This window comes from Roseovarius sp. E0-M6 (genome assembly GCF_037083845.1).
In the GTDB taxonomy this organism is placed as follows: Bacteria; Pseudomonadota; Alphaproteobacteria; order Rhodobacterales; family Rhodobacteraceae; genus Roseovarius.
In genome coordinates, this window is sequence record NZ_JBAPLA010000001.1 from 53,436 (window position 1) to 80,099 (window position 26,664).

Here is a 26,664-nt window from a genome sequence, read left to right on the forward strand (position 1 = left end):
GTCATTCTGCCGCCTCCCGCGTGGTGGTGTCATCCTCCTGTGGGGCATACATGTAATCGCGCGTCTGTGGCACCGCATACCGGTCGCGCGTGAGCTGAAACTGAAAGACGACCTGCGCCGCGTGACGAAACATCATTTCGCAGGCCAGCAGATAGAACCGCCACATCCGGCAAAACCGCTCGTCATAGAGCGCGCGTGCCTTGTCTTCGTTTTCGACGAAGCGAGTGTGCCAGTGTTTGAGCGTTTCGGCATAGTGAAGGCGCCAGATTTCGACATCCGTTGCGATCAGTTCCTGTTTTTCCACGGCGCGCATGGTTTCGGACATGGCGGGCACATAGCCGCCGGGGAAGATATACTTCCTGAGCCAAGGACTTGTGGTTCCCGGCGGATCGGCGCGCCCGATGGTATGGATGAGCGCCACGCCGTCGGAAGTGAGCAGATCATGCACCGACCGGAAATAGGTGTTGTAATGCGGAACGCCCACATGTTCGAACATCCCGACAGAGACGATACGGTCGAACCTGCCCTGAACGTCGCGGTAGTCGATCATCTCAAAGCGGGCACTGTCCGAAAGACCGGCCTTTTGGGCGCGGGCATTCGCCATTGCGTGCTGTTCGGTTGAAAGGGTAACCCCGGTGACGTCGGCGCCGTAATCCCGCGCAAGTGTCAGGCCCATCCCGCCCCAACCACAGCCGATATCGAGGACGCGCATCCCCGGCTCGATCATGAGCTTGCGGGCGATGTGGTGCTTTTTGGCCTCCTGCGCGGCCTCAAGCGACATGTCGGGATCCCGAAAGTAGGCGCATGAATACTGCCGGTCCGTGTCGAGGAAAAGGTCGTAAAGCTCACCCGAGAGATCGTAGTGATGTGCGACATTGGCGCGGGCACGCGGCGCCGGGTTGAACTGTTGCAAGAAGCGTCCGGCGTTCCGGGCCCATTCCATCGGCGTCCGATACCAGGGTTCACCGGCCAGCGACATGTTGAACACCGTGAGGTCGAGGAAGCCGCGCAGGTCGTCGTTCTCGATCGTCAGACGTTTGTCCATATACGCCTCGCCCGCCGCGAGGTCGGGGCTCATGACGATCTTGCGGGGCAAGGTTTCGTCATGAAAGGCAATCGCCACGGACGGACCGAGAGAGGCGTCGCCGTATCTGCGTGTCTGGCCATCCGCCAGCGTCACGGTCAGTTCTCCTCGCTGAATCATATGCGCGAGAAAAGTATCCAATACGCGTGTCCACATACTCTTGTCTCCCTTGGCGTCCGATGTTCCTTTCCCTCGGTTCGGCATCGGGTTATGAATGTAAGGTGCCCTGCGAGCCAAGCGGACCTGACCGCCCGTAAGAAGCACCATGTGATCTGTGCGTGCTCCGAATACCGCGTGGCGACACGGAACACCTTACCCAAAACCCTGCTACATTTACCCAAACGCCCGATTTTGTAAACGGGCTTGAACGTCGGGCCGGGACCATGCCGTGGCGGTTCTGTCCGGCGCATGGTCTTGACTTTGCCCGCGTGGCAAGGTGTATCGGCGCGACCACTGACACCAGAGCGCACGCCGCACCAAGGACGACATCATGCACGCATATCGCAGCCACACCTGCGCCGACCTCGACAAGAGCCATGTAGGAGAGACAGTGCGTCTTTCGGGATGGGTTCACCGTATCCGTGACCACGGCGGGGTGCTCTTCGTAGATCTGCGGGACCATTACGGCGTGACGCAAGTGCTGTGCGATTCCGACAGCCCCGTCTTTGCCGAGGTGGAGAAGTTGCGTAGTGAATGGTGCATTCGTATCGACGGTGAGGTCAAGGCACGCGACGAAAGCCTTGTGAACCCCAAGCTGCCGACCGGCGAGATCGAGGTCTATATCCGTGACATGGCGGTTCTGGGCGCGGCACAGGAGCTTCCTCTGCTGGTCTTCGGCGATCAGGAATACCCCGAGGAGACGCGCCTGCGCTATCGCTATCTCGACCTGCGCCGCGAGGCGATGCAGCGCAACATGGCGCTGCGGTCGGATGTTGTCGCGTCTATCCGGCGACGCATGTGGGACACCGGATTCCGTGAATATCAGACGCCGATCATCACCGCCTCTTCGCCCGAGGGCGCGCGCGACTTTCTCGTGCCGTCGCGCCTGCATCCCGGCAAGTTCTATGCGTTGCCGCAGGCACCGCAGCTTTTCAAACAGCTGATCATGGTGTCGGGCTTTGACCGGTATTTCCAGATCGCGCCGTGTTTCCGCGACGAAGATCCGCGCGCCGACCGGTCGCCCACGGATTTCTATCAGCTTGACATGGAAATGAGCTTTGTCGAGCAGCAGGACGTGTTCGATACGATCCAGCCGGTGATCCAAAGCATCTTTGAAGAGTTCGGCGGGGGCCGCAAGGTTGACGCGGTCTGGCCGCAGATTTCCTATGCCGATGCGGCACTCTGGTATGGGTCGGACAAGCCCGACCTGCGCAACCCGATCAAGATGGAGCGGGTGAGCGAGCATTTCCGCGGCTCGGGCTTTGCGATCTTTGCCAAGCTTCTTGAGCAGGACGGCACCGAGATCCGTGCCATTCCGGCGCCGGGTGGCGGCAGCCGCAAGTTCTGTGACCGGATGAACGCCTTCGCCCAGAAAGAGGGCTTGCCGGGGATGGGGTATATCTTCTGGCGCGATCAAGGTGATGGGCTTGAAGCCGCAGGCCCCCTTGCCAAGAACATCGGGCCCGAGCGGACCGAGGCGATCCGTCAGCAGCTTGGCCTTGGCGTGGGCGATGCGGCGTTTTTCCTTGGGGGCAAGCCTAAGGCGTTCGAGGCTGTCGCGGGACGTGCGCGCAATGTCATCGGGGAAGAGCTTAACCTGACCGAGACCGACCGTTTCGCCTTTGCGTGGGTGGTGGATTTCCCGATCTACGAGCGCGACGAAGAGACCGGCGAAATTGATTTCGAGCACAACCCGTTCTCGATGCCGCAAGGCGGGATGGCCGCGCTTGAGGGTGATCCGCTCGAGGTGAAGGGCTATCAGTACGATCTGGCCTGCAACGGCTATGAGCTTGTCTCGGGTGCGATCCGGAATCACAGGCCCGAAGTCATGCTCAAGGCGTTCGAGATCGCGGGCTACGGCGAGGACGAGGTAAAGAAACGCTTCGGCGGCCTTTACGGGGCGTTCCAATACGGCGCCCCGCCGCATGGCGGCTGTGCCGCCGGGATCGACCGGATCGTGATGCTTCTGGCCGACACTGCCAATATCCGCGAAGTGATCATGTTCCCGATGAACCAGCGTGCCGAAGACCTGATGATGGACGCACCGAGCGAGCCCATGTCTGATCAGCTGATGGAGCTGGGGCTGCGGGTGCTGCCGCGGGAGGAGTGAGCGGTGTATGAGCGTCTGCGATCCCTCGGTTTTGCCTTCGAGACGAAGAACCATGCCGAGGCGATACTGACGGTTGACTTCCCTGATGTTGCCTCAGATCTTGTTGAAGTTCTTTCGGAATTTCACATTGCGGCAAAGGAAATCATCGGTAGCGGTGGTGGGCAGGCGGCTTCCACGATGCGGCTGCGTGATGCACTATATTCGCGCGGTTGGCCGAAGCATGAATTTACCGTCCAAACGATTGTTGATGGTTCAGAACGGGAAGCCATTACTCATGAAATTGATCATGTATTGAGTGCTGACAACGGAACGTTGGCGCTCGAGATCGAGTGGAACAACAAAGACCCTTTCTTTGATCGCGACCTTGAGAACTTCCAGCGACTTCACGCGCAGGGTGCAATTTCGCTGGGAATACTGATCACGCGTGGACCGGACATGCAGGCGCGGATGGCCGATATCGTCGAATGGGTTATCTGCGATGCAGGGATTAACGATGTGGCCGAATTGGAAGCTTGGGGTATGAAAGAACGCACTGCGCGACAGAAGAAGATGCTCGAGGAACGCATCGGACGCAACGTCTCGTTCGCCCGCGCCTTTGCCGAATCGTTTGTCAGCGACAAATACGGCATGGCAACAACTCATTGGGATAAACTGATGACACGTGTATCGCGTGGTGTCGGTAACCCTTGCCCTCTACTACTAATCGGATTGCCGGTGAGCGTGGTTGCCGACTACTCCGCTGCGACACTTGAATTGTAAGCATAAGTTTTCCAGCCCGGCTTGTAGTCAGCATCGGCCTGATTGCCCCACACCGTCCAGCCTTCACGAATACCGCGCCCGAAGAGTTCCAGATACGGACCCCATGAGCAGCTTTCAATCAATTCGTACTGCTCATCCGGTTTTCGCGAATGTTCGCGTTTGCGGGTCTGCATCATGTTGACCTGACGCCGACCGGGTGGAAGCGTGCGAACACTTTTCCCACGGGTGCCGAACAACAATATTTCGGTAACGTTGCGGAAATAGAAACCCACGCCTCGCCCGTCGGAACCACCGTCTTTCCGGATTTTATGCCAGATTATGTTTGATTTGTATTCAAAGCCCCAAGCCGACAAGACGCGCAACCCCTCCGGCAAGAGCGCGTTTGGAACCCATATGTAACAATGCGCGCGGTCTCCCATGAAATCAGCGACCGGCAAATGACAGATATCGTCAACGGTCATCGTCGGGTATCGGGAAAGCCGCTTATGCTCAGGGGCGACCTTGCCTGTCCGGTTCGTGAAGCGCCAAGGTGGATCTGCCATCACGGTACCAAAGCGATCATCGCCCAAGAAGTTGCACAAATCTTGTGAAGCACCGTGTTGCATGTCCAACATATTGCCGATCCAGTTGCTGATGTCACTAGAACATTAGTAGAACAAATGATCTTTCGCAAATGTTAATGCAGCCACTGCATATCCAGCTCGTCAATCCTCCAGGCTGTCTTCGCGCTTTTTCGCGATCAGGGCGCGTTCCTCTTCCTTGCGTTTGAGGAAGCGTTCGCCGTAGCCCTTGATCTCGTTGTCGTCGATGATCTTGCGGGCGCGGCCGAAGACCTCGTCTTCTTCCTCGTCGATATGATGCTGATAGTCGTGGTCGAGCTTCTTGAACTTCTCGAGCCAGGCGCCTTCGGACATGTCCATTTCGTTCAGCTCTTCCATGATATCGTCAAGCTGCTGATGTTCGTGAACGGAGTGCCGGGCGGAATCCTGACCCCATGTCTTGGAGATGAGCTTGGAATAGAAGGTTTCCTCTTCGGCGGCGGCGTGGCTTTTGACGTCGTGATAGAGTTCGTCCCACGCCTCGCGCCGCTTGGCGCTGTCGCCGCTGGTGTCGCCAATCGTGTCGAGCAGTTGGCGATGGCGCTCATGGTCGGATTTGATGGCTGTGTAGATATCTGTCATGGCAGGTCTCCGCTTGGGGTGACCTCAGAACGCTCCAATGTGCTGCCAAGTTCCGCTCGGATCGCTCAGAGGTCGGGATCATCCGCCGCCCGGACGAGCCTTGTCAGATCCGAAAGCGCCTCGTGCTGTTGGCCCGTCGCGTTGAAATTCGCGGGGTCGAGCCAGAGACGGAAAGCTTCGGACAGGGCGGGCCATTCGGTGTCGATGACCGAGAACCACGCGGTATCGCGGTTGCGGCCTTTGACCACGGTCGCCTGCCGAAAGATGCCCTCGAAGCTGAAGCCGAGGCGCTGCGCCGCGCGGCGTGATGGCCGGTTGAGCGCGTCGCATTTCCATTCGTAGCGACGGTATCCGGCCTCGAATGCCCAGCGCATCATCAGATACATCGCTTCGGTCGCGGCGCGTGTGCGTTGCAGGGCGGGGGCCATGGCGATGAAGCCGACCTCGATCGCGCCCGAGGCAGGCTTGATCCTCAGATAGGAGGCAAAGCCGCCCCAGCGGTCACGCTCGGTGTCGTGGATGGCGAAAAAGAGCGGATCGTCACCCGCCGCCGCCTCGCGCATCCAGCGGTGAAACTGCGCGGCGGAGGCGAATGGCCCGACGGGCATGTAATCCCAGACCCAGTCATGCCCGTCATAAGCATTGAACAGAAGTGCGGCATGCGCCTCGGCGTTCAATGCCACAAGCCGGGCATAGCGCCCCTCAAGCGTGAGGGTGCTGTCGGGGCGGGGCGGCGGGGCCCAGTTTCGAAGAGTGGGCCCAACCGGGCGCGGGTCGGTCATGTGGTGATCTCCGTGCGTGTTGCGCAGAGACTACTGTGGAACGCGCGAAACTGGAACCGGAACCATGCTTCTGATGGCGGTGGCCGTGTGGCCGCCGATCAGATCGCCGCGCGCCCCGCGAGACGTTGTTGCACAAGGCCCGCGATCTGGGCCACCGGGCCGGTGGCGGGGGCGCCTTTCTTGCGGGTCTGTGCCAACAAGCTTGCGGCGCAGGCCATTTGCCTGTCATCCGCCGCGCGCGCCACGCCCGCCAGAAACTGCGCCACGTAGTCGAGCATCGCGCCCTCGGGCTGTTCATCGAGAAGGCTTGCGACATGGGCCATGTCATCCCGGTAGGCCACTGGATCAGCCTCGATCACGTCAGTCCTGAACCGGCGGGGGCCGTTTGGCTGACGCTCGGGCGGGAGAAGGCGGAGCACGGTTTCCTGAAACCGGCCCAGATGGGTCACCGGTTTCGGCAGGAAGGCATCGGCACCCGCCGCCATGGCCAGATCCTCGGCCCCGTCATCGCCGCTTGTTCCGATGATGACCGCGACACGCGGCACCCCGTCGTTCAGTTCGGTTATGAGATCGGCGCCCGACCCGTCAGGCAAGCCGAGGTCGATCACCACCGCAGAGGGGCGATACACCTGAAGGTGGCGGCGTGCCGAGCGGAGGCAATCGGCGCGCCGGATGCGCGCGCCGGAATGCAAACACATCAGCCGCATCGCGTCACAGGCAAAAAGGCTGTCCTCGACCACGAGGATGGTCATGCCGAGAAGCGGGCGACCCGCGGTCGGCGCATAGGGCGGGGGGAATGTCGTGTCGTCATCCATTGTAGAGAGCCTCCTGAAAGGGTGTGCCCCAAGGATTACGCAGCCATGGTGAACGTGGGGTTAACCGCTGGATGCTGTTCGCGACGGTGGTGGGCTGCGGCGGTTCGTCCCTTGTCTCGGACGGCTCATATCCCCATAACAACACCAAACGAGAGCTATGAGGAGCCATCCATGATCGGCCGTCTGAACCATGTCGCCATTGCCGTGCCCGATCTCGAGGCCGCAGCCGCGCAATACCGGGGTGCTTTGGGGGCCCAAGTGGGCGCGCCGCAGGACGAACCGGATCACGGCGTCACCGTCATCTTCATCGAGTTGCCCAACACCAAGATCGAGCTTCTGTATCCACTGGGCGAGGACAGCCCGATCAACAGCTTTCTTGAGAAGAACCCGGCGGGGGGCATCCATCATATCTGTTATGAGGTCGATGATATCATTGCCGCGCGCGACCGGCTTGAGCAAAGCGGGGCGCGGGTGCTGGGCAGTGGTGACCCCAAGATCGGGGCACATGGCAAGCCCGTCCTGTTTTTGCACCCCAAGGATTTCAATGGCTGCCTTGTGGAACTGGAGGAAGTCTGATGGGAATTGCGTCGGGGATCGTGCTCTATCTTGTCGTGTGGTTCATGACATTCTTCGTGGCTTTGCCTATCCGGATCGAAACCCAAGGCGAGGCCGGAGACATCGTGGACGGCACGCATTCAGGGTCGCCCCAGCAGCACCACCTCAAGAAGAAAGCCTGGATCACCACGTGGATCGCCTTGGCGATATGGGCGGTGCTGGCCTATATCATCATCACCGGCACGATCTCGGTGCGCGATTTTGACTGGTTCAACCGGATGGGGTGATCGCCTTGTCGCGCGTGACCGCGTGAAAGAGGTGGGTGAACGTCGCCGCGCCGAGGATCGGGATCACGAGATTCAACAGCGGAATCGAAAGCGGCATCGCCATGAGCGTGCCTGCGAGCCAAATCTTGCCACGGTGTTCGCGCCGAAGCTCTTTGGCGCGGGCCCGCCCGATGCGGCGCATCGCGGCGAGTTGAAAATATTCCCGTCCGAGCAAAAACCCGTTCACCGCCCAGAAGATGAATATCGCGGCGGGCGCGAAGAGCAGGTAGAGGATGATCGCGAGAAGATTGACGACGATCAGCACCCCCAGAAACGACAGCGTGTCTGTCAGCGCATCGGTCCATGAAATGCGGGGCACCGGCGGTAGATCGGGATAATGCCGGTCTTCGACCGCCTGCGCCACATCCTCGAGGAACATGGACGTGATGGCCGATGCCACGGGCACCATCAGGAAAACCGACAGCACGAGCATCAGGAAAAGGCTTCCCCAGCTTAGCAGGTCGTCGACCCATGTGACCTGTCCGATCAGCGGAAGTTCGGCCCCGTCGCCGAGTATCCATTGCAGCCACACCAGAAAAAGCGCGTAGACCGCCACCAGAAGCGCAAAGGTGAGGCCGATCCCAAGATAGAGCACGCGGCGGAAGCGCGGGTCACTGATTTGAGATACAGCTTTGATAAAGCTCGAAAATATCATTCCGGCATCCATGTGGTGATCGCCTCGACTTCGGGGCGGGGCCGGTCTGGAGGAGTGGAAGAGGCGGTGCCAATATGAATGACACCCGCCACCCGTTCATGCGGCGCAAGCCCGAGGCCCGTTTCAACGAAGGACCTGTCGAAGACCGGCCAACCGGTAAGCCAATTCGCCCCCCAGCCCGAGGCCAGCGCGGCATTGAGCAGCGCAAGGCACACGGCGCCGGCGGAGTAGGTCTGTTCGATTTCGGGGATGTTGTCCGAGGTTTGCGGCGCTTCGACCACGACCACCGCAAGATGGCTGCCGTCATAAGCCGAGCGCGCCTTGGCGATGTCCTCGGGGTCGCGGCCCAAGGCGGTGCCGCGCATCTCCACAAGGTCCGCCAGCCGCGACAGGGCCCCGCGCTCAAGCACGACAAAGCGCCACGGCACCAGCTTTCCGTGATCCGGCGTGCGGGCTGCGGCGGTCAGAATGGGGGCCAGGGCCGCGCGGTCGGGAACGGGGGCCCGCAGAAGCTTGGCAGGACGCGACCGGCGGTTGAGCAGAAATTCCATCACTGGATTGGTCTCGGACATTTGGGGCGGGCCTCCTTCGCGGTGTGAGCGATATGTCGGATGTGGCGCGCGTGGGGTCAAGCCCCGTGCTTGCCCGGTTTCTCGATTCGGCGCAGTATCCGGTGCATGTCCCGCCCCGACCTGAGCCATCTTGCCGTGCCCGGAGCGCGCATCGCGGTGCGCGCCACGCCACGCGCGTCCCGTGACCGGATCGAAGCCGCGAATGGCGAATTGCGGGTCTATGTCACCGCACCGCCGGACAAGGGCAAGGCCAACACGGCGATCCGCACTCTTCTGGCGCGGGCGATCGGAGTGCCCAAAACGCGGCTGCGCCTTGTCTCGGGCGCGCTCTCGCGGGAGAAGGTGTTCGTGCTTGAGCCGGATTAGAGCATCTCGCCCGGTCTTCTGCGGATGAGCGGCGACGAGGGCCTGTGCCCTCAAAGCGGTCGTTGCATGCCGCGCCGTTCACAAGGTGCGGTGGTGGGGCCGGATCATCAACGGCTTGCCCGGCAAAGGCCGCCGCCAATCGGCACCGCCCGCCCGCAGCGTAAAAGCCAGACCCATAAATCAATTCATTGGATCGGCACCATTTCTTGAAAGATCAAGTTTGGTTGTCTTGAAGTGACTTGGCGCGGGTCACGCCTCGCCCTGACTGGGATGCGCCGCGATGTCGCGCCGATCACGGGTCATCATTCGGGTCAGCATAAAGCCCGCGAACAACAAGAGGCCGCCGCCAAAGATCATCCCCTTGGCCGGCACCTCGCCAAAAATCAGGAAGCCCAGCGTGCTCGCGACGATGGGCGAGACAATGATGTCGACCAGGGAATAGACATTCGCGTTGAGCCGTTTGAGGACGATCGAGATGCCGAAATAGGCAAACCCCGTGGACACCAGCCCAAGCGCCAGCGCCCAAAGACCGGCGGGTGCGGTGATGCCCAGCCTCTCGTTGTCCACCATGCTGAGAATATTTCCGGTCCCGTAAATCAAAAGCGCCGGTGACAATACGAGAGCCGCAGTGAGCATCGACCAGGCGATGTCATTGCCGGTTTCGGTTTTGCCTTCGTAGCGCATGTAGGTCACCATCGCCGCATAAATCGCGCCATCCGCAAGGGCGACAAGATTGCCCATCATGTATCCGCCCGCCAAGGGCTTGGCGATAACGATGCCGACAATGGCGATGCCGAACACCACGACATGACCCAAACCTGCCTTCTCGCCCAGAAAAATCGCCGAGAATATGAAGGTAAAGAATGGTGCCACGCTCCAGAAAATGACGGCATTGGCAATCGGCACCAGCGTCATTGCGTAATTGAATACGCTGATCTGCGCCGCGATAAGAACACCGATAACGAGAGTGTCCTTCAGGTTTCCCCAAGGCACGCGGATCGGCCGACCTGTTGCAAGTGGCAATGCGATCATCAGGAATGCGGCTGCGGTCAGAACCGCATAGAAGTTCAACGTCTGAATCGGGATTCTGCCATCGGTCAATTTGACGAATACGCCGATCGTCGCCTCCGACAAGGTGATCAGCATTAGCAGAAAAATGGTTCGCATATCCGGTGTCCGGTCATGAGATCGCGAGGCCGACGATCAGCGCCGCAGTCTATCTGCAACTCCGTGCGGGCGTGCTGGTTCTGGCCTGCGGGCGAAAACGTCGCAAGATCGGGCACGGCCCTCTGGCAAAAGCATCGCGCGCGTGCCCGATTCCCGTTTTTTCACCCATACCCAAGACGCCGTCCGACCCCGCCGGTTTATTCGGCCTTTCCGCGCGCGCGCTGATAGACGCCCTCGGGAAGGTCGAGCGCGGCGCCCAGATCGTGCAACTGCGTAACTGAGAGCGTGATCGTCTGGGTGCGGTCGGTGCGCGGATCGTGCTGAGTGATGGTCACACACTCTTCGAAGGCGTTGATGATCACGTCCTCCCCAAGGGGTGCGTCCCCTTCATCGACAAGGGTGATGACGGTGGAATCGAATTCGTGCTCGATGGAAAACATGGTGGTAACGTGACCCGCGCGGCGGCGGATTGCAAGTCCACAAGGCGGGGGCTGGTGCTTGGCCGCTGCCATGCTAAATTAAGCGAAACACAAGTTCTCCGAGGGTCTCATGCGCAAACTTATCTGTGTCAGTTTATTCGTTCTTGCGGCGTGTGGCGCACCGCCTGCGGATGCGCCCAGCACCTCGCAGCCACAGGGGCAGCAGGCGACCCGCGCACTGACGCCGACCAGCGCCGAGATGAACCGCTTTCGCACCGTGGTGAGCCGGGTTGAGCCGGTGGCCGAGCGGATCTGCCGGGCGCAGTCACAGGGCATCAACTGTGACTTCAAGGTGGTGATCGACGACCGACCGCAGAAATCGCCCAACGCCTTTCAGACCGTGGATAAAAGCGGGCGCCCGATACTCGCCTTCAACCTTCCGATCATCGCGTCGGTGCGCAATGGCGACGAGCTTGCCTTTGTGATGGGGCACGAGGCGGCGCACCATATCGAGAAGCACCTCGCACAACAGCGCAACAACGCGATTGCGGGTGCGATCATTCTTGGCGGGTTGGCCGCTCTGACCGGCGCAAGCTCGAGCGGGGTGGATGCCGCCGCCGATCTGGGCGCCAATGTCGGTGCGCGCAGCTATTCCAAGGATCACGAACTTGAGGCCGATGCGCTGGGCACGGTGATCACCCGGCGGGCTGGCTATAACCCGGTCAAAGGCGCGGAATTCTTCACCCAGATCGCCGATCCGGGCGACCGTTTTCTCGGGACGCATCCACGCAACAAGGACCGGATCGACACCGTGCGGCGGGTGGATGCCTCTCTGCAATGAACCAACTGATGAACGTGGTCAGTGACCGGGGCTCGAAATACGCGGTCTCGGGCGCGCCGGCTCGGGACCGAGAGTCCGCCGAGGCATTTCTCAAGGAGCTGAAGAGAAACAAGAAGTTCGCCAAGGCCACGCATAACAGCTGGGCCCTGATCCTGAAGGATGGCACGCAGATCAAGGTCGATGACGGCGAATCGGGCGCGGGTGCGGTCATTCTCAGGATGCAGGAGCGCGAAGACCTGCTTGGGCATGTCATCGTCGTGACCCGGTGGTATGGCGGCAAGCACCTTGGTGGAGATCGCTTTCGCCATGTTCAGGACTGCGTGCGCGCCTATCTTGAGAGCTTTGTCTGAACGCTCGGGCGCGATTGATCTGGGTCAATGTCAGTAGCGCAGAGCTATGCGAGCATCGTGTGTGCGGTGCATGTCGTTGTGCCGCTCAGACAGGGAGATGTGATCATGAGCACTCAGACACGGTTCAAACAGGCTGCTGACCTTGTTGACAGGATGGCGTCGCAGCAGGCGCTCGATCTGGAGACGTTGGTGTTGCGCGGGCAGCTTTCGATGGATGCGATCGGCGAGGCGGTTGTCCGCTGTGCCGGCTGCACGGACCCCGAAGGATGCGATGCGTGGCTTGGCTTGCAGACGGTGCCGGTGGCACGCGGCCCGGAGATGTGCCGCAATCAGCCGTTGTTCGATCTTCTGAAAGACGGCAAATCCGCCTGAGCGCGGGGAATGGTCAACGTCAGGTGAGCCGGCAGCGATGCTAAGCTGGTCAACCTGCGGCGGCACGCAGCGCGGATGCGATGCCGGTGAACACGCAGCCCGAGGCCAGCAGGATGAAGCCGTGCCAGATGGCCGTGGCGAAGCGCAGCTTTTCGGTCGTGTAGAACACGATGCCGGCACAATACAGTAATCCGCCGATGCAGAGCGACCACAGGCTGAGGGCCGGCAAAATATCCATCAGCGGGATGATCAGGGCAATCGCGATCCAGCCCAATGCGACGTAAGAGACCCAGCCCGAAGTCATCTTACCCCGTTCGGCGCGAAACTTGGCCCACATGCCCAAAAGCGCCAGTCCCCAGACCAAAATCAGCACACCATAGCCAAGTGCGGTGCCCAGCAGCACCCCGAGCGGAGTGATCGTGCCGGCAATCTTCATGTAGATCGCCGCGTGATCAAGCCGGCGCAGAAGGGGCCGGGCCCGGGTGTGCGCGGCGAGGTGATAGGCGGCGGAGGCACCAAGCATGCACAGAAGACCCACGGCATAGACCACGGCGGCAGTCAGCGCGCCACCGCTCAGCTGCGCGCCGGAGGCCACGAAAAGGACCACGACCGCGGCGATTGCCGCGATGACACCGATCACGTGGATAATCCCGTCGGCAACGCGTTCAGCCCGTGTATATGCAGGATAAGTCATATTTGGCGCCTTCGTCTCGGGGTTTGCGGTTCCGGAATATCCCGGATCATATCGCCATCCGCCATGAAGTTCGTGTTGATTTCCGCCACGGGTCAGTCTGAACACATGGCGCGGTGCAGAAAGGATCGCACACCTTTGTGCCGCCAGCGTGGCACAAAGTCGTGATGAATTGGTTCACGGGATGGGCCGGTATGTTTACGTTCCACAAACTGTCGCCAAAGCTGGCTCAGAGCCGTCCCCAAAGGTCATATTCGCCCGCTTCGTCGACGGTGACCGTGACGATGTCCCCCACGCGCAGCCGATCTGTGCCTTCATCAATGAACAGACAGCCGTCGATCTCGGGGGCGTCGGCCTTGGTTCGGCAGGTGGCGACACCATCTTCGTCGATGTCATCGATAATCACCTCTTGCCGGGAACCAACCTTGGATGCCAGCTTATCCACAGAAATGGCCTGTGCTTTTTCCATAAACCGCTGCCAGCGTTCTTCTTTCACAGGCTCGGGCACATGGTCGGGAAGGTCGTTCGACCGCGCCCCGGCCACGTTCTCGTATTTGAAACAGCCGACCCGGTCGAGCTTGGCCTCGTCGAGCCAATCAAGAAGGGTCTCGAACTCCTGTTCGGTTTCACCGGGATAGCCCACGATGAACGTCGAGCGCAGGGTGATGTCGGGACACATATCGCGCCACGCGGCGATTTCGTCGAGGGTCTTGGCCGCGGCGGCGGGCCGTGCCATGCGCCTTAGTGTTTCGGGATGGGCATGCTGAAACGGGATGTCGAGATAGGGCAGGACAAGCCCTTCGGCCATCAGCGGCACGAGGTTGCGAACATGCGGATAAGGATAGACATAATGCAGCCGGACCCACGCCCCGAGCGAGCCCAGATCGCGTGCAAGATCGGTGATATGCGCACGGTGGCCGCGATCTTCGTTATGTTTTATGTCAACGCCATAGGCCGAGGTGTCCTGAGAGATCACCAGCAATTCGCGCACGCCGCTGTCGACCAGCTTTTCGGCTTCGCGCAGCACGGCGTGTGCCGGTCGCGAGGCAAGACGACCGCGCATGTCGGGAATGATGCAGAACTTGCACTTGTGGTTACAGCCCTCTGAAATCTTGAGATAACTGTAATGCCGCGGTGTCAGTTTCACACCCGATGCCGGTAGCAGATCGACGAACGGATCGGGTGCGGGCGGCACGGCCTGATGAACCGCGTCGAGAACCTGTTCGTATTGGTGCGGGCCGGTCACCGCGAGAACGCGGGGATGCGCGCCGGTGATGTAGTCGGGTTCGGCCCCGAGACACCCCGTGACGATCACGCGGCCGTTTTCGGCCAGTGCTTCTCCGATGGCTTCGAGGCTTTCGGCCTTGGCGCTGTCGAGAAAGCCGCAGGTGTTCACGATGACCGCGTCCGCGCCGCTGTAATCCGGCGAGATGCCGTAGCCTTCGGCGCGGAGCCGCGTGAGGATACGCTCACTGTCCACCAGCGCCTTGGGACAGCCCAGTGACACCATGCCGATGCTGGGTTGTCCGGTGCGGGTGGTTTCGCTCACGCGCGCACGGGCGAGGTCGGGGCGGAGGTCTGGGGGATTGGTGCTCATATCGGCGCCATATAAGCCCGCAGAGGGCGCACGAAAAGCCTTAAACGGTTGTTCATGTCGTGCAGGCGATCTAAATCTTCGACATAAGACTAATAACAAGAGCAGTAGGGAGGCCCTTGTCATGCTGCGCTGGCTTATTCGGCTTGTGGTTCTTGTCATCCTGGTGGTGGCTGTCGCCCTTGTTTCTTTCATCATGCTGCCCGGAGAGCGGATTGCGGGTATCGCGGCGGACCAGATTGCCAAGGCGACGGGCCGGACCGTTGAGATGGAAGGCGACACGACAGTCAGTTTCTATCCCATTCTGGGTGTCAGCACGGGGCGCACTACCGTGTCCAACGCCGATTGGTCGGATAATGGTCCGATGTTCGTGGCCGATAGCTTTAAGGTGGGGGTCGATCCCATTGGCCTGATCAAGGGCTCGATCCGGATCACCGGACTCGAGGCGGTCAACCCCGACATCCTTCTTGAACGGTCCAAGGACGGGCGCGTGAATTGGGAACTCAATGTCGAGGGGGTTGCGCCATCGGGGCAGGGAGATGCTGAGCAGCCCGCGCGCTCGGATCAGCTTGCCCTGACGCTTGATCGCGCGCTGATCACCGGGGCGTCGCTGCGCTATGTGGATGGGCAGGCCGGAACCGAAACGACGGTCAATGATATCGACCTCGATCTGCGTTGGCCGTCCTATACCGGTGAGGCGACGTTCGATGTCTCGCTCAATCCCGCCGGTGAACAGGTCAATCTGAACGGCACGGTCGCACGCCTCGATCAGTTGATCGAAGGCGAGCTTTCTGCGGTGAGTGTGCAGGCCGGAACGCGGGGCGGCGAGATCGCGTTTGACGGACGGGTCAGTTCCCGCCCGAGCCTTGCCGGCAGTTTGCGTGCCAATCTGAGCAGCACATCGCGGTTTCTGGCCTCGCTTGGACTTGGAGCGGTGGAACTGCCCGAAGGGTTGGGCCGCACCGCAGAGATGCGCGGAGAGTTGACCGTCACCGAAGGGCCGGTCATCGCGCTGAGGAATATGACCGCAACGCTGGATCAGAATACATTGACCGGCGGCATGGATATTACGCTCGGAGGGGATCGCCCGCGCGTCACGGCGCAATTGAATGCAGGCGCGCTCGATCTGAGTGCGCTTGACCCGAAAAGCGGCGGCGAAAGCGATGCGGCGGCAAGCGGCACGGCGGTTGATACAGGTTGGTCAAAGGCCCCCATAGATGCCAGCGCGCTTGGTCTTGCAGACGCGGAAATCGCGCTGTCCGCCGAAAGTCTGGACCTTGGGACATTCAAGTTCGGCAGGGCGCGTGTTCTGACCACCGTTGACCGCTCGCGCGCCGTCTTCGCGCTGAACGACCTCAGCGGCTATGGCGGGCGTGTTTCCGGAGAGTTCGTGGCGAATAATCGCAACGGCCTGTCTGTGGGTGGGGACATGACTGCGCGGAATATCGACATGGAGGCGCTTTTGACGGACGCGGCGGGCATTACGCGGTTCGCGACCGATGGCAATGTCACACTGGATTTTCTTGGGGTTGGGCAATCTGTCGATGCGATCATGAACAGCCTGCGGGGCAGCGTCTCGCTTTCGACCGGCAAGGGCGTCATTTCCGGGATCGACCTTGATCGGCTGATGCGATCAGGAGATGTGAGCGGTGGCACGACGGTATTTGATGAAATGTCGGCAAGCTTTGATATCGAGGACGGCAATATGCGGGGCGACGACCTTAGCATGTCGATGCCGCTTGCCAAGGCCACGGGTGAGGGGCGCATCGGCCTTGGGGCCCGCGACCTGAATTATACTTTCACGCCCAGCCTTCTTGAAGGCGAAAACCGCAAGGGGCTTGCCATTCCGGTTCGGATCAAGGGGCCATGGGCCGATCCGAAAATCTATCCCGATATCGAGGCCGCCATAGACCTCAATTTCAAGGAAGAGAAGGAGGAGCTTGAGAAGAAGGCGCGCGAGGAGGTCGACAAGGAGATCAACAAGCTTGTCGAGAAAGAGCTTGGCGTTACTGTCGAGGAGGGACAGTCGGTCGAAGATGCGATCCGCGACGAGGCTGAAGGCGCGCTCAAGAAAGAGTTGCTGAAATTGTTCGAGTGATCGGGTGGCGCATTGTATTTTGGCGCCCGGTGCCTTGGTGTGCATGACCAAAAACAAAGGGTGCGCGCCGAACGCACACCCTTCGCTGTTTCAGGCGGCTGAACCGAGTTAGCGGCGGCGGTCGCGGCGCGAGCTCATCGGTTGAAACGCGACGCCCACATGTGCCTCGCAGTAGGGTTTGCCGGATTGCACTGGTAGTCCGCAGAACCAGAACTCCTCGGTGGCGGGGTCGCCAACGGGCCATTTGCAGGTCCGCGAGGTCAGTTCCATCAGGGTCAGCTTCTTGGCCTTCTTTTCGATCTCGGACACCTTTGCCAGCGCCTTGGGATCAATCTCGTTCGCCGAAGGCTGCGGCGGAAGCGGCTGACCAGCAGGGATGATCGGTTTCATGCGGCTGACCGGGGCGGGCGCGGCCGCCGGCGTCTCCTCGGTTTCCGGCGTCGGCTCTGGCTGAGCGGGTTTCTTGGCCTTGGGGGCGGGCTTTGGCGCGGCCTTCGCTGGTTTCGGCTTGGCCTCGGCGGCGGGGCTTGCCGCTGCTGCTGCACCGCCCCCGCCGTTACGGTTCGAAAGACCGAGGCGGTGAACCTTGCCTATGACGGCGTTGCGCGTGACGCCCCCCAGTTCCTTGGCGATCTGGCTGGCGGACTGGCCTTCTCCCCACATTTTCTTGAGTATCTCGACGCGCTCATCGTTCCAGGACATAGCTTTCGCTCCAATGGGGCGGCGCGATCCGCTCGGGCCACCCTGAAAAATTCGTATGAGGCCCTATTCTAATCACTGAGTGCCGAGATACAAGGCAAGAGCAGCGGATTCGGCGGGGGATTGCGATGGCATATCAACAGATGGGTGAACGGCGTTTCGGGCGCATGAACTGGCTTGGCCTCGCGACGCTGGCCGAGCGTGAAGTCCTGCGCTTCCTTGCGGTCTGGACCCAAACGGTTCTCGCGCCGCTGGTGACGTCGGCGCTTTTCCTTTTGATCTTTACCATCGCGATCGGACCGCGCCGGGGCGAGGTGATGGGGGTGAGTTTCACCACATTCATCGCGCCCGGCATCCTGATGATGACGGTGATACAGAACGCATTCGCCAACACTTCGTCCTCGATCGTGATCTCGAAGGTGCAGGGCAATATCGTCGACACGCTCATGCCGCCGCTCAGCGCCTTCGAAATGGTGCTGGGATATCTTGCCGGTTCTGTCGCGCGCGGCGTGATCGTGGCGCTTGCCATCGCGCTTGGCCTTTGGGCCGTGCTTGGCATCGTCCCGGCGCATCCGGTCTGGGCCTTTGTTTTTGTCATGCTGGGCGCGATCTTCGTGGGCGGCCTCGGTATCGTGGCCGGCATTTTCGCCAACAAGTTCGATCAGATGGCCGCGATCACGAATTTCGTGGTGACGCCGCTCGCATTTCTGTCGGGCACGTTCTACTCGGTCGAGGCGTTGCCGCCGGTGCTGCGTGATATCACCAATGTGAATCCGATCTTCTACGTGATCGACGGTGTGCGATTTGGCGTAATCGGGGTGTCGGACGCCAGCCCGTGGCTGGGCCTTGCGATCGCTGTTGGATCATCTTTCGCCATTGTCGGGGCTGGCTGGGCGATGTTCGCGCGCGGCTATAGGCTCAAATCCTGATGCGACAGTCTTGGCCGGACCGCGCACAAGAGGGCCACATCGTTCGTCATTGAAATTGGCGAGTGGCGGGTTCTGACGGGCGGCGCCGGGGAAGCTTTGCCAAACTGATCCCACGAGGCACCACGAAGTCGCGCGGACGTGGATTTTTTGCTTCCCCCAACGTCATGCGGAAGCTAAAGACGTCTCATGACATTGCGACGCCCTCATCTCCCCGCCCGACGCCGACGCCTTAGCGCCTGACGTCCACGTCGCCTGTCGCGTCGCACCGTGTTAGGTGCCTATCCTTCAAATCATCGCCGGTGCATGCCGCACCCCCTCTCGTTCAGCAAAGGATATGTCCGATGATCCCGTCTATTCTGCCGACCTATAACCGCGCCCCCCTCAGCTTTGTCAAAGGCGAGGGCAGCTGGCTCATCGAGGCGGATGGGCGACGGTTTCTGGACCTTGGCGCGGGCATTGCCGTGAATGCGATGGGTCACGCGCATCCGGCGCTTGTCGAGGCGCTGACCACTCAGGCACAGGCGCTGTGGCACACCTCGAACCTGTATCACATACCGGCGCAGGAGGCGCTGGCCGATGCGCTGGTCGAGGCCACGTTCGCCGACACGGTCTTTTTCACCAATTCCGGCACCGAGTCCTGCGAGTTGGCGGTCAAGATGGTGCGCAAGTTCTTTCACGACGCAGGTTCGCCGGAGCGGACCGAGATCATCGCTTTCGAGGCCTCGTTCCATGGCCGGTCAAGCGCGGGCATCGCCGCCGCAGGCTCCGAGAAGATGACCAAGGGGTTTGGCCCCCTTTTGCCCGGTTTCAAGCATGTGGCGTGGGGGGATCACGATGCGCTCCATGCCGCGATCGACAAGAACACCGCCGCGATCCTGATCGAGCCGGTGCAGGGCGAAGGCGGCATCCGACCGCTACCCGATCAGTGCCTCAAGGGGTTGCGCGATCTGTGTGATGAGCATGGTATCCTGCTTGTCCTTGACGAGGTGCAATGCGGTGTGGGCCGGACCGGGCGGCTTTTCGCCCATGAGTGGGCCGGGGTCGACCCCGATATCATGATGGTCGCGAAGGGGATCGGCGGTGGTTTTCCTTTGGGTGCGGTGCTGGCCACAGAGCGCGCCGCACGGGGTATGGTCGCGGGCACCCACGGTTCGACCTATGGGGGTAATCCGCTGGGGTGTGCGGTTGGTTATGCGGTGATGCAGCATGTGACCGCCCCCGAATTCCTTGAGGAGGTGCGGCGCAAGTCGGGCCTTTTGCGGCAAAAGTTGGAAGGGCTGGTGGCGGCCCATCCCGACATCTTCGAAGACGTGCGCGGCAGTGGTCTCATGCTGGGTCTGATCTGCAAAGCAACCAACACCGATGTGGTGCAGGCCGGGTATGATGCGCTTGTCGTGACGGTGCCGGCGGCCGACAACGTGGTGCGCCTTTTGCCGCCTCTCACGATTTCGGATGACGAGATCGCGGAGGCCGTAAAGCGCCTTGATCATGCGGCAACGCAACTTGAAGGGGCGGCATGATCCGCTTGTCTTTTCCTTGAACACACGAACATGATCCGGTCGAACGAAAGGACCGCAAATATGGCTGATTTTCTCGACATCAACAAAACCTCTCCCGAAGATTTGCGGGCGATTATCGACACTGCGCAGGCGATGAAAATCGCGCGTCAGGGCGCAAAACGCGGCACCTTTGATGCCGAGCAACCCTTGTCGGACCACATGGTCGCGCTCATCTTCGAAAAACCGTCGACGCGAACCCGGGTCAGTTTTGATGTCGGCGTGCGCCAGATGGGCGGTCAGACCATGACCCTTTCGGGGGCCGAACTTCAGCTGGGCCATGGTGAGACGATCGCCGATACCGCCCGTGTTCTGAGCCGTTACGTCGACCTGATCATGATCCGCACATTCGACGAATCCGTTCTGCTCGAGCTATCCGAATATGCCGAGGTGCCGGTGATCAACGGCCTGACGGACCGCACCCACCCCTGTCAGATCATGGCCGACGTCATGACCTACGAAGAGCATCGCGGGCCGATCGCAGGCAAGAAGGTCGTATGGTCGGGTGACGGAAACAACGTCTGCGCGTCGTTCCTGCATGCGGCAGGCCGGTTCGGGTTCGATTTCACCTTTACCGGCCCGCACCAATTCGACCCCGAAGATGCGTTTGTGGGCGAGGCGCGCCGCGCGGGATCAAAGGTCACCATCGAGCGCGACCCGGTCAAGGCCGTCGAGGACGCGGACCTGATTGTCACCGACACATGGGTGAGCATGCATGACAGCCAGTCCACCAAGGAGCGGCGTCACAACACGTTGCGTCCCTATCAAGTGAACGACGCGCTGATGGCGCATGCGAAACCCGATGCGCTTTTCATGCACTGCCTGCCCGCCCACCGCGAGGATGAGGTCACAAGCTCGGTCATGGACGGGCCCAATTCAGTCATCTGGGACGAGGCCGAAAACCGGTTGCATGCGCAAAAGGCGATCATGCGCTGGTGCCTTGGTGTCTGACTTGGGATATCGTGCGCGTTACGCGGCGATCATGTAGATCTTGCGCAGCGTCTCGGTGATTTCCCAGAGAACAGGCGTGCCCTTGGCGATGAAGAACGTATCGCCGGGGCCGAACTCTTCGACCCGGCCATCGGCGTGGGTGAGCCTCAGCTTTCCGGACAGGACGGTCATCATTTCATGCACCGGGTAGCCGTCGATCTTTTCTCGGCACGGGGCGCATTCCCACGTGCCGGTCAGGATCGACTCGTCCCCGGTGGCGAAATGGGTGTGGTTGAGTTCGGTTGTGTCGTCCGTGGTGAAGGCGCTTTTGTCGGTCATGTCCGAGGGATCGAGCCCGCCTGCGGGGGCCGGTGAAATCAGAAATCCTTGCTCACTCATTGCGGTTCTCCTTTGGAATGGATGATCGTCCATCACCAAAGCACATTCTGCGCCTCTTGCAAATCCCGTGCGACAGCCTAGCCTGAGCGCAGGCAAATCACGGGGGCCACATGGGCAAGGCGCAAATCGGTGTTTACGGTCTGGGCACCATGGGCAGCGCCCTGGCCCTCAACATCGCCGGGCACGGTTTCCGCGTCGCGGTGACCAACCGCGAGACTGAGTGGGTCGATGATTTCCTGAACGAATCCGGGGAGTTGTCCGACAACTTTGTCGGAACAAAAACGCTTGACGCTTTCGTTGCGGCGCTGGATGTGCCGCGGGTGATCTTGTTCATGATCCCGTCGGGCGCCCCGATGGACGCGATGATAGACGCGGTGGCCCCGATGCTGACCGCCGGTGACACGATCATCGACGGCGGCAATGCCGATTTCCACGACACGCGCAGGCGCGCCGCCATGCTGGCGGAACAGGATTTGCATTTTGTCGGCATGGGCGTCTCGGGTGGCGAGGCCGGGGCGCGGCGTGGGCCGTCGATGATGGTGGGGGGAAGTGATCACAGCTGGACACAGCTTAGACCGGTGTTGGAGGCCATCGCCGCGCGCTATGAGGGCGCGCCGTGTGTGGCGCATCTGGGGCCTGACGGCGCAGGGCATTTCGTCAAGACCGTGCATAACGGAATCGAATATGCCGACATGCAGGCGATCGCGGAAATCTACGGCTTGGAACGCTATGGCGCGGCCCGGTCCCCGGCCGAGATCGGCGAGATGTTCGAGCGTTGGAATGCCGGGCGACTGCGATCCTACCTTATTGAAATAACCGGTAAAATCCTGTCCTATACCGACCCTGTGACCGGTCACCCGATGGTCGATGTGATCAAGGATGCGGCGGGGCAGAAGGGGACCGGGCGCTGGACCGTGGTCGAAGCGGTGAAGATGGGGCAGGCGGCCAGCACGATCGAGGCCGCCGTGGGGGCGCGAAGCTGGTCTTCGGAAAAGGCGACCCGCCTGAAATCACAGGATATTCTGGGCGGCGCCCGCGGTGCGGTCCACTGTGACGAGGAGACATTGGCCGAGGCCTTTTTGGCCGTGCGTATCCTGTGCCATGCACAAGGGTTCCGCATTCTCGAGGCGGCATCGCGAGACTATGACTGGGAGCTGGATCATGCGCGGATCGCGGAAATCTGGCGTGCGGGATGTATCATCCGCTCGGCCCTTCTGGACGATATTTCCGAGGCTTTTCAAGAAGGTGCGCCCGAGGGCGAGCTTATCCTAGCCCCCGCCTTCGCGGCGATGCTGGCGCAGTGTGTGCCGGCGCTGCGGCAGGTGGTGGGGCAGGCGGTGCATGCGGGGCACGCGGTGCCGGTGCTGGCTTCTGCGCTGAGCTTTTATGACAGTATGCGGCAGGGATACGGCACCGCGAACATCATACAGGCGCAGCGGGATTTCTTCGGTCATCACGGGTTTGAACGGCTGGGCGAAGACGGCAAACATCACGGCCCTTGGTGGGACTGATACCCAAAGGTTAACAGGGTGCCCGCCACGTCGGTATTGCGTCGGTATCATGTCTGTATCGCGTCGGTCCCGGGTGAGTCTGGGCAATCGTGAAGTGACCGGACGGTGCGGTGCCCATCCGCCGCGTTATCCTGTGGATCGCGACGCCTCTGGCGGGGATATTTTGAGCAAGAAGAAGGGCGGGGCGTTACCCGACGATGAGCGCCTGCGCGGCGGGGGTGGACGCCCAGTCACGCAGCGCGTCCAGCATGGCGGCTGCGGCCCGGCGGGGGTGTTTGACGGCGGTGCCGCAGGAAAGACGCAGGCGCGGCAGCGCCGGTTCGAGCGGGATGGCGCGCAGCGTATCCCCCGCATATGACAGGTCCGTCGCCGGACGCATGGCCAGAACCGCAAGACCCAAGCCCGCGCCCACAAGGCTCCGCACCATTTCGGTCGAACCAGCCCGTGCCACGATACGCGGTGAGAGCGCGGCCTGGGCAAAGAGCGCATCGGTGAAGGGCCGGGCAAGCGGACGGTCAAGCAGCACCATGGGATATCGCGCCACCGTGTCGAGCGCGACCGGCGATCCGTCGCAGACCGGATGCCCGTCCGGGGCCAGAACATAGGGTGGCAGATCGAACAGCGGGTGTGCGGTGATCCCCGGCCGCACGTCGTTGCCGGCAAAGAGGATGACATCAAGTTGACCGGCGAGCAGAGCCTCCTGCACGCTGTCATTGTCATGTTCATGCAGGGCCACGTCGAGCGCCGGATGGTCGCGCATCAGCGGGGCGAGCAATCCGGGCAGGAAGGCCGGTGCGACAGGCGCGTAATAGCCGATCCGCAAGGTTCCGGTCAGACCTTGCGCCGTGTCGCGCCCTGCCGCGAGCGCGCCGGTGTAGGTTTCGAACACGTCGCGGAACCGCGCGGCGAGCTGATGCGCCTCGGGGGTGGCGGAAATGCCCCGCGCCCGGGTGCGCACCAGAAGTTGCGCGCCCAGTTCTTCTTCGACCTGGGTGAGGGCGGCGGCGACCGCCGAGGGCGCGATGTTGAGCCGCGATGCTGCGCCGGTGATCGACCCTTCCTCGACCACGGCGACGAAAGCGCGGAGGGCACGCAGGGACAGGCGGAGATCGGGGAGCATGGCATAACCTCGGAAAATCAGAGGTAGTGTTGCGATAAATTCTATTTTTTCAAGGTATGGGTGTTGTGCCATCTTATGCAGGTCAGCACAGGAGGGCCGGGCATGACCGACGAAACCGCGAAACGGGACAACGAGCTACCGGGGTGGAACCACGTGCCGGATGTGCCGATCGAGGTTTCGCCTTTCTTCTCATGGCCGCCCGATCCGGGCCGGATGCTTCGGTGGCTGCGCCTGCGCTGGTTCGCGGTGGCGGAAAACGTGATCATCGCGGGCATCGCGCTCATTGCCTGGACATGGTTTCAGCCATCGCTTGAGACGACGAAGACGCTTGGCTTTGGCTGGATCGCCGGCATCTGGCTACGCAATATGGTGCTGATGATCCTGATTGCGGGCGGATTGCACTGGTTTTTCTACATGCGCAAGGCGCAGGGCAAAGACCTGCGATACGACGCGCGGCCACTGATGATAAAGGGGCGGCAGTTCAACCTTGGCGGACAGGTGCGGGACAACATGTTCTGGAGCCTGACAAGCGGCGTGGGCTTCTGGACCGCGTATGAAGTGCTGATGTTCTGGGCCATGGGCAATGGCTGGGCGCCGGCTCTGGTGTGGTCGGACAGCCCGGTCTGGTTCTTGGCGCTGTTCCTTCTCACGCCGGTGTGGATTTCATTCCATTTCTACTGGATACACCGTGCGCTGCATTGGGGGCCGCTTTACCGGATGGCCCACGCGCTGCATCACCGGAATGTCAATGTTGGCCCGTGGTCTGGCCTGTCGATGCATCCCGTCGAGCACGCGATCTTTTTCAGTGCGGTCCTCATTCATTTCGTCGTGCCTGCAAATCCGTTGCATATCCTCTTTCACATGCAGCATCAGGCGTTGACCGCCGCCACGTCGCATACCGGATATGAAAGTCTTCTGGTTCGGGATCGCAAGGCGCTGGCGCTGGGCACGTTCCATCACCAGATGCACCACCGTTTCTTCGAGGTGAATTACGGCAATCTGGAGGTGCCGTGGGACAAGTGGTTCGGATCGTTCCATGACGGCACGGCCGAAGCGCATGAGCGGCTTAAGTCGCGGCGGGGGCGGCGGGCCTGATGGCGGGCCGGATCAAATGGCGAGCATGTTCAGAAGATAAAAGATCACCGCCGACATGAGCGCCGCCGCCGGCACTGTGATGACCCAGGCCGCGACGATGGTCAGAAAGTGGCTGCGCCGCACGAGCTTGCGCCGGGCGCGTTCCTCGGCTGGCAGGCGGCGCAGGTTGCCCTGCCCGGTGAGGCCCTTCTTGAGGCGCCGTTCCATATACCATTCGCGGAAGAACCCAACGCCAAAAACACCGCCCACGGCGATATGGGTCGAGCTGACCGGGAGGCCCAGCCAACTTGCCACGATGACGGTGATCGCCGCCGAGAGCGCCACGCAATAGGCGCGCATCGGGTTCAGCTTGGTGATCTGGCTGCCCACCATGCGGATCAGTTTGGGCCCGAAGAGAAAGAGCCCGAAGGAAATGCCGAGCGCGCCGATCACCATGACCCAGAGCGGGATCGAGACCTGACCGGCGAACCCGCCCGCTTCGGAGGCGTGAACGATCGCCGCAAGTGGCCCGACCGCGTTGGCCACGTCATTGGCGCCGTGAGCAAAGGACAGCAGTGCCGCCGACAGGATGAGCGGCAGGCCAAACAGCGTCTTGAGCGAGCGGTTGCGGTTTTCGAGGCCGCGCGATTGGCGGCGGATGAGCGGGATCGTGACGAGCCATGACGCCACCCCGAGCGCGACCCCGATGGCGAGCGCCATTGGCAGGTCGATGTTGATCACACGTTTGAGCCCCTTGAGCGCGAGATAGGCGGCAAAGGCCCCGGCCATGATGCCGACGAGGATCGGCACCCAGCGGCGCGCCGCCGCGATCTTGTCCTCGCGGTAGATGATGCGCGACTTGATCAGTGCGAGGAACGCCGCCGCGATGGCACCGCCCAGCACCGGGCTGATCACCCACGAAGCCGCGATCATGGTCATGGTGGCCCAGTTGACCGCCGCGAAGCCCGCCGCCGCAATCCCGGCGCCCATGACGCCGCCCACCACCGAGTGGGTGGTCGAGACGGGTGCGCCGACGCGCGTTGCGAGATTGACCCAGAGCGCGGCCGACAGCAGCGCCGCCATCATCGCCCAGATGAAAATGTGTGCCTCGGCGACGCTCCGGGGGTCGATGATGTCCTTGGAGATGGTCGAGACCACGTCACCGCCCGCCAGCAGCGCCCCCGCGCTTTCGCAGATGGCCGCGATAATGATGGCCCCGCCCATCGAAAGCGCATTGGCGCCCACGGCGGGGCCCATGTTGTTGGCGACATCGTTCGCGCCGATATTGAGCGCCATGTAGGCGCCGAAGACCGCTGCGGCGATCACCACGATGCTGGAGGAGGACGTGTCGAAGAAAAAGCCCGCCGCGAGCCCGGTCAGCACGATGAATATCAGCGCGATACCCATGCCCACCAAGGGCCGCGAGACATAGGCGGTCGCATATTCGACATGGGAAATGCGCCCGAGATCGGTGTCGAGGGTTTTCCACTGGTTGGTGTCTGGGGTCTCGCTCACGCGGGCCTCACGCTTTGGTTCGGTGTCGGGGGCTA

At 61.5% G+C, this 26,664-nt stretch carries 29 protein-coding genes; 14 read left to right on the top strand and 15 right to left on the bottom strand.

The window, feature by feature from the left end; genetic code table 11:
• Window position 1 precedes the first annotated feature (1 nt).
• Window positions 2-1,240, bottom strand: a complete 1,239-nt coding sequence (locus tag V8359_RS00325) for a cyclopropane-fatty-acyl-phospholipid synthase family protein (protein WP_336426702.1) — start codon at window positions 1,238-1,240, stop codon at window positions 2-4.
• 334 nt (window positions 1,241-1,574) lie between these two features.
• On the opposite strand from V8359_RS00325, the gene aspS reads away from it, so the two are divergent.
• Window positions 1,575-3,353, top strand: coding sequence for an aspartate--tRNA ligase (aspS, locus tag V8359_RS00330; protein ID WP_336426703.1), 1,779 nt, complete (start codon window positions 1,575-1,577; stop codon window positions 3,351-3,353).
• 3 nt (window positions 3,354-3,356) lie between these two features.
• Window positions 3,357-4,112, top strand: a complete 756-nt coding sequence (locus V8359_RS00335) for a BglII/BstYI family type II restriction endonuclease (protein WP_336426704.1) — start codon at window positions 3,357-3,359, stop codon at window positions 4,110-4,112.
• Here V8359_RS00335 and V8359_RS00340 read toward each other — a convergent pair.
• The 4 genes from V8359_RS00340 to V8359_RS00355 form a co-directional block, all read right to left on the bottom strand.
• Window positions 4,085-4,717, bottom strand: coding sequence for an MT-A70 family methyltransferase (locus V8359_RS00340; RefSeq protein WP_336427899.1), 633 nt, complete (start codon window positions 4,715-4,717; stop codon window positions 4,085-4,087). The two genes, V8359_RS00335 and V8359_RS00340, sit on opposite strands and share 28 nt — an antisense overlap.
• A 99-nt stretch (window positions 4,718-4,816) precedes the next feature.
• Window positions 4,817-5,293, bottom strand: coding sequence for a hemerythrin domain-containing protein (locus V8359_RS00345; RefSeq protein WP_336426705.1), 477 nt, complete (start codon window positions 5,291-5,293; stop codon window positions 4,817-4,819).
• A 65-nt stretch (window positions 5,294-5,358) separates the two neighbouring features.
• Window positions 5,359-6,075, bottom strand: coding sequence for a GNAT family N-acetyltransferase (locus V8359_RS00350; RefSeq protein ID WP_336426706.1), 717 nt, complete (start codon window positions 6,073-6,075; stop codon window positions 5,359-5,361).
• 98 nt (window positions 6,076-6,173) lie between these two features.
• A complete protein-coding gene (locus V8359_RS00355) occupies window positions 6,174-6,890 on the bottom strand; it encodes a response regulator (protein WP_336426707.1) in 717 nt (238 codons plus the stop codon).
• A gap of 171 nt (window positions 6,891-7,061) precedes the next feature.
• Between V8359_RS00355 and mce the strand changes: the two genes are divergently transcribed.
• Window positions 7,062-7,466: a methylmalonyl-CoA epimerase gene (gene mce / locus V8359_RS00360; RefSeq protein WP_336426708.1), complete on the top strand. Its 405-nt coding sequence runs from the start codon at window positions 7,062-7,064 to the stop codon at window positions 7,464-7,466.
• A complete protein-coding gene (locus V8359_RS00365) occupies window positions 7,466-7,732 on the top strand; it encodes a DUF1467 family protein (RefSeq protein WP_336426709.1) in 267 nt (88 codons plus the stop codon). Before mce ends, V8359_RS00365 begins: the two co-directional genes overlap by 1 nt.
• On the opposite strand, the gene V8359_RS00370 is transcribed toward V8359_RS00365, so the two are convergent.
• Window positions 7,716-8,426: an EI24 domain-containing protein gene (locus V8359_RS00370; RefSeq protein WP_336426710.1), complete on the bottom strand. Its 711-nt coding sequence runs from the start codon at window positions 8,424-8,426 to the stop codon at window positions 7,716-7,718. The genes V8359_RS00365 and V8359_RS00370 overlap by 17 nt on opposite strands.
• Window positions 8,423-8,998 carry a nitroreductase family protein gene (locus V8359_RS00375; protein ID WP_336426711.1) on the bottom strand — a complete coding sequence of 192 codons (576 nt, stop codon included), beginning with the start codon at window positions 8,996-8,998 and terminating at the stop codon, window positions 8,423-8,425. The genes V8359_RS00370 and V8359_RS00375 overlap by 4 nt, the downstream gene beginning before the upstream one ends.
• A gap of 105 nt (window positions 8,999-9,103) precedes the next feature.
• Between V8359_RS00375 and V8359_RS00380 the strand changes: the two genes are divergently transcribed.
• On the top strand, window positions 9,104-9,364 hold the full coding sequence (locus tag V8359_RS00380) for a DUF167 domain-containing protein (RefSeq protein ID WP_336426712.1): 261 nt from the start codon (window positions 9,104-9,106) through the stop codon (window positions 9,362-9,364).
• 249 nt (window positions 9,365-9,613) lie between these two features.
• Here V8359_RS00380 and V8359_RS00385 read toward each other — a convergent pair whose 3' ends face one another.
• Together V8359_RS00385 and V8359_RS00390 are read right to left on the bottom strand one after the other, a co-directional pair.
• Window positions 9,614-10,531, bottom strand: a complete 918-nt coding sequence (locus tag V8359_RS00385) for a DMT family transporter (protein ID WP_336426713.1) — start codon at window positions 10,529-10,531, stop codon at window positions 9,614-9,616.
• Between the two features lie 197 nt (window positions 10,532-10,728).
• Entirely contained in the window at window positions 10,729-10,971 is a 243-nt protein-coding gene (locus V8359_RS00390) for a hypothetical protein (RefSeq protein ID WP_336426714.1), read from the bottom strand.
• 109 nt (window positions 10,972-11,080) lie between these two features.
• Between V8359_RS00390 and V8359_RS00395 the strand changes: the two genes are divergently transcribed.
• From V8359_RS00395 to V8359_RS00405, 3 genes are all read left to right on the top strand, one after another.
• Window positions 11,081-11,791 carry a M48 family metallopeptidase gene (locus tag V8359_RS00395; RefSeq protein WP_336426715.1) on the top strand — a complete coding sequence of 237 codons (711 nt, stop codon included), beginning with the start codon at window positions 11,081-11,083 and terminating at the stop codon, window positions 11,789-11,791.
• Complete coding sequence (locus tag V8359_RS00400) at window positions 11,788-12,141, top strand: YigZ family protein (RefSeq protein ID WP_336426716.1); 354 nt, start codon at window positions 11,788-11,790, stop codon at window positions 12,139-12,141. The genes V8359_RS00395 and V8359_RS00400 overlap by 4 nt, the downstream gene beginning before the upstream one ends.
• A 105-nt stretch (window positions 12,142-12,246) precedes the next feature.
• Window positions 12,247-12,513 (top strand): DUF6455 family protein, encoded by a 267-nt coding sequence (locus tag V8359_RS00405; RefSeq protein WP_336426717.1) that lies wholly within the window; start codon window positions 12,247-12,249, stop codon window positions 12,511-12,513.
• A 49-nt stretch (window positions 12,514-12,562) separates the two neighbouring features.
• On the opposite strand, the gene trhA is transcribed toward V8359_RS00405, so the two are convergent.
• The gene (gene trhA / locus V8359_RS00410; RefSeq protein WP_336426718.1) at window positions 12,563-13,207 is read right to left on the bottom strand and encodes a PAQR family membrane homeostasis protein TrhA; all 645 of its coding nucleotides are present in this window, start codon (window positions 13,205-13,207) and stop codon (window positions 12,563-12,565) included.
• A 226-nt stretch (window positions 13,208-13,433) separates the two neighbouring features.
• A complete protein-coding gene (rimO, locus tag V8359_RS00415; protein ID WP_336426719.1) occupies window positions 13,434-14,801 on the bottom strand; it encodes a 30S ribosomal protein S12 methylthiotransferase RimO in 1,368 nt (455 codons plus the stop codon).
• A 121-nt stretch (window positions 14,802-14,922) separates the two neighbouring features.
• Between rimO and V8359_RS00420 the strand changes: the two genes are divergently transcribed.
• Window positions 14,923-16,896 (top strand): AsmA family protein, encoded by a 1,974-nt coding sequence (locus tag V8359_RS00420; protein ID WP_336426720.1) that lies wholly within the window; start codon window positions 14,923-14,925, stop codon window positions 16,894-16,896.
• Window positions 16,897-17,004: 108 nt separating this feature from the next.
• Here V8359_RS00420 and V8359_RS00425 read toward each other — a convergent pair whose 3' ends face one another.
• A complete protein-coding gene (locus V8359_RS00425; RefSeq protein WP_336426721.1) occupies window positions 17,005-17,598 on the bottom strand; it encodes a GcrA family cell cycle regulator in 594 nt (197 codons plus the stop codon).
• Window positions 17,599-17,723: 125 nt separating this feature from the next.
• On the opposite strand from V8359_RS00425, the gene V8359_RS00430 reads away from it, so the two are divergent.
• The 3 genes from V8359_RS00430 (at window position 17,724) to argF (ending at window position 21,031) form a co-directional block, all read left to right on the top strand.
• The gene (locus tag V8359_RS00430; RefSeq protein WP_336426722.1) at window positions 17,724-18,524 is read left to right on the top strand and encodes an ABC transporter permease; all 801 of its coding nucleotides are present in this window, start codon (window positions 17,724-17,726) and stop codon (window positions 18,522-18,524) included.
• 341 nt (window positions 18,525-18,865) lie between these two features.
• A complete protein-coding gene (locus tag V8359_RS00435) occupies window positions 18,866-20,044 on the top strand; it encodes an aspartate aminotransferase family protein (RefSeq protein WP_336426723.1) in 1,179 nt (392 codons plus the stop codon).
• A 60-nt stretch (window positions 20,045-20,104) separates the two neighbouring features.
• Window positions 20,105-21,031 carry an ornithine carbamoyltransferase gene (gene argF, locus V8359_RS00440; protein WP_336426724.1) on the top strand — a complete coding sequence of 309 codons (927 nt, stop codon included), beginning with the start codon at window positions 20,105-20,107 and terminating at the stop codon, window positions 21,029-21,031.
• Between the two features lie 18 nt (window positions 21,032-21,049).
• Here argF and V8359_RS00445 read toward each other — a convergent pair whose 3' ends face one another.
• Window positions 21,050-21,409: a cupin domain-containing protein gene (locus tag V8359_RS00445; RefSeq protein ID WP_336426725.1), complete on the bottom strand. Its 360-nt coding sequence runs from the start codon at window positions 21,407-21,409 to the stop codon at window positions 21,050-21,052.
• A 110-nt stretch (window positions 21,410-21,519) separates the two neighbouring features.
• On the opposite strand from V8359_RS00445, the gene gndA reads away from it, so the two are divergent.
• Entirely contained in the window at window positions 21,520-22,920 is a 1,401-nt protein-coding gene (gene gndA, locus V8359_RS00450) for an NADP-dependent phosphogluconate dehydrogenase (protein ID WP_336426726.1), read from the top strand.
• Window positions 22,921-23,107: 187 nt separating this feature from the next.
• Here gndA and V8359_RS00455 read toward each other — a convergent pair whose 3' ends face one another.
• On the bottom strand, window positions 23,108-24,040 hold the full coding sequence (locus tag V8359_RS00455) for a LysR family transcriptional regulator (RefSeq protein ID WP_336426727.1): 933 nt from the start codon (window positions 24,038-24,040) through the stop codon (window positions 23,108-23,110).
• 102 nt (window positions 24,041-24,142) lie between these two features.
• Between V8359_RS00455 and V8359_RS00460 the strand changes: the two genes are divergently transcribed.
• Window positions 24,143-25,135 carry a sterol desaturase family protein gene (locus tag V8359_RS00460; RefSeq protein WP_336426728.1) on the top strand — a complete coding sequence of 331 codons (993 nt, stop codon included), beginning with the start codon at window positions 24,143-24,145 and terminating at the stop codon, window positions 25,133-25,135.
• A 12-nt stretch (window positions 25,136-25,147) separates the two neighbouring features.
• Here the strand turns inward: V8359_RS00460 and V8359_RS00465 are convergent, their stop codons facing one another.
• Window positions 25,148-26,629, bottom strand: coding sequence for an inorganic phosphate transporter (locus V8359_RS00465; protein WP_336426729.1), 1,482 nt, complete (start codon window positions 26,627-26,629; stop codon window positions 25,148-25,150).
• Window positions 26,630-26,664 lie beyond the last annotated feature (35 nt).

What these genes read in the sequence shown, in the direction of transcription:
- aspS (WP_336426703.1), top strand. Translation starts at nt 1,575, where the DNA reads ATGCACGCATATCGCAGCCACACCTGCGCCGACCTCGACAAGAGCCAT.
- V8359_RS00340 (WP_336427899.1), bottom strand. Translation starts at nt 4,717, where the DNA reads ATGCAACACGGTGCTTCACAAGATTTGTGCAACTTCTTGGGCGATGAT.
- V8359_RS00425 (WP_336426721.1), bottom strand. Translation starts at nt 17,598, where the DNA reads ATGTCCTGGAACGATGAGCGCGTCGAGATACTCAAGAAAATGTGGGGA.
- V8359_RS00445 (WP_336426725.1), bottom strand. Translation starts at nt 21,409, where the DNA reads ATGAGTGAGCAAGGATTTCTGATTTCACCGGCCCCCGCAGGCGGGCTC.
- rimO (WP_336426719.1), bottom strand. Translation starts at nt 14,801, where the DNA reads ATGAGCACCAATCCCCCAGACCTCCGCCCCGACCTCGCCCGTGCGCGC.
- V8359_RS00395 (WP_336426715.1), top strand. Translation starts at nt 11,081, where the DNA reads ATGCGCAAACTTATCTGTGTCAGTTTATTCGTTCTTGCGGCGTGTGGC.
- V8359_RS00385 (WP_336426713.1), bottom strand. Translation starts at nt 10,531, where the DNA reads ATGCGAACCATTTTTCTGCTAATGCTGATCACCTTGTCGGAGGCGACG.
- V8359_RS00390 (WP_336426714.1), bottom strand. Translation starts at nt 10,971, where the DNA reads ATGTTTTCCATCGAGCACGAATTCGATTCCACCGTCATCACCCTTGTC.
- V8359_RS00405 (WP_336426717.1), top strand. Translation starts at nt 12,247, where the DNA reads ATGAGCACTCAGACACGGTTCAAACAGGCTGCTGACCTTGTTGACAGG.
- argF (WP_336426724.1), top strand. Translation starts at nt 20,105, where the DNA reads ATGGCTGATTTTCTCGACATCAACAAAACCTCTCCCGAAGATTTGCGG.
- V8359_RS00455 (WP_336426727.1), bottom strand. Translation starts at nt 24,040, where the DNA reads ATGCTCCCCGATCTCCGCCTGTCCCTGCGTGCCCTCCGCGCTTTCGTC.
- V8359_RS00365 (WP_336426709.1), top strand. Translation starts at nt 7,466, where the DNA reads ATGGGAATTGCGTCGGGGATCGTGCTCTATCTTGTCGTGTGGTTCATG.
- V8359_RS00350 (WP_336426706.1), bottom strand. Translation starts at nt 6,075, where the DNA reads ATGACCGACCCGCGCCCGGTTGGGCCCACTCTTCGAAACTGGGCCCCG.
- V8359_RS00460 (WP_336426728.1), top strand. Translation starts at nt 24,143, where the DNA reads ATGACCGACGAAACCGCGAAACGGGACAACGAGCTACCGGGGTGGAAC.
- V8359_RS00370 (WP_336426710.1), bottom strand. Translation starts at nt 8,426, where the DNA reads ATGATATTTTCGAGCTTTATCAAAGCTGTATCTCAAATCAGTGACCCG.
- mce (WP_336426708.1), top strand. Translation starts at nt 7,062, where the DNA reads ATGATCGGCCGTCTGAACCATGTCGCCATTGCCGTGCCCGATCTCGAG.
- gndA (WP_336426726.1), top strand. Translation starts at nt 21,520, where the DNA reads ATGGGCAAGGCGCAAATCGGTGTTTACGGTCTGGGCACCATGGGCAGC.
- V8359_RS00380 (WP_336426712.1), top strand. Translation starts at nt 9,104, where the DNA reads ATGTCCCGCCCCGACCTGAGCCATCTTGCCGTGCCCGGAGCGCGCATC.
- V8359_RS00325 (WP_336426702.1), bottom strand. Translation starts at nt 1,240, where the DNA reads ATGTGGACACGCGTATTGGATACTTTTCTCGCGCATATGATTCAGCGA.
- V8359_RS00420 (WP_336426720.1), top strand. Translation starts at nt 14,923, where the DNA reads ATGCTGCGCTGGCTTATTCGGCTTGTGGTTCTTGTCATCCTGGTGGTG.
- V8359_RS00400 (WP_336426716.1), top strand. Translation starts at nt 11,788, where the DNA reads ATGAACCAACTGATGAACGTGGTCAGTGACCGGGGCTCGAAATACGCG.
- V8359_RS00375 (WP_336426711.1), bottom strand. Translation starts at nt 8,998, where the DNA reads ATGTCCGAGACCAATCCAGTGATGGAATTTCTGCTCAACCGCCGGTCG.
- V8359_RS00430 (WP_336426722.1), top strand. Translation starts at nt 17,724, where the DNA reads ATGGCATATCAACAGATGGGTGAACGGCGTTTCGGGCGCATGAACTGG.
- V8359_RS00435 (WP_336426723.1), top strand. Translation starts at nt 18,866, where the DNA reads ATGATCCCGTCTATTCTGCCGACCTATAACCGCGCCCCCCTCAGCTTT.
- V8359_RS00355 (WP_336426707.1), bottom strand. Translation starts at nt 6,890, where the DNA reads ATGGATGACGACACGACATTCCCCCCGCCCTATGCGCCGACCGCGGGT.
- V8359_RS00345 (WP_336426705.1), bottom strand. Translation starts at nt 5,293, where the DNA reads ATGACAGATATCTACACAGCCATCAAATCCGACCATGAGCGCCATCGC.
- trhA (WP_336426718.1), bottom strand. Translation starts at nt 13,207, where the DNA reads ATGACTTATCCTGCATATACACGGGCTGAACGCGTTGCCGACGGGATT.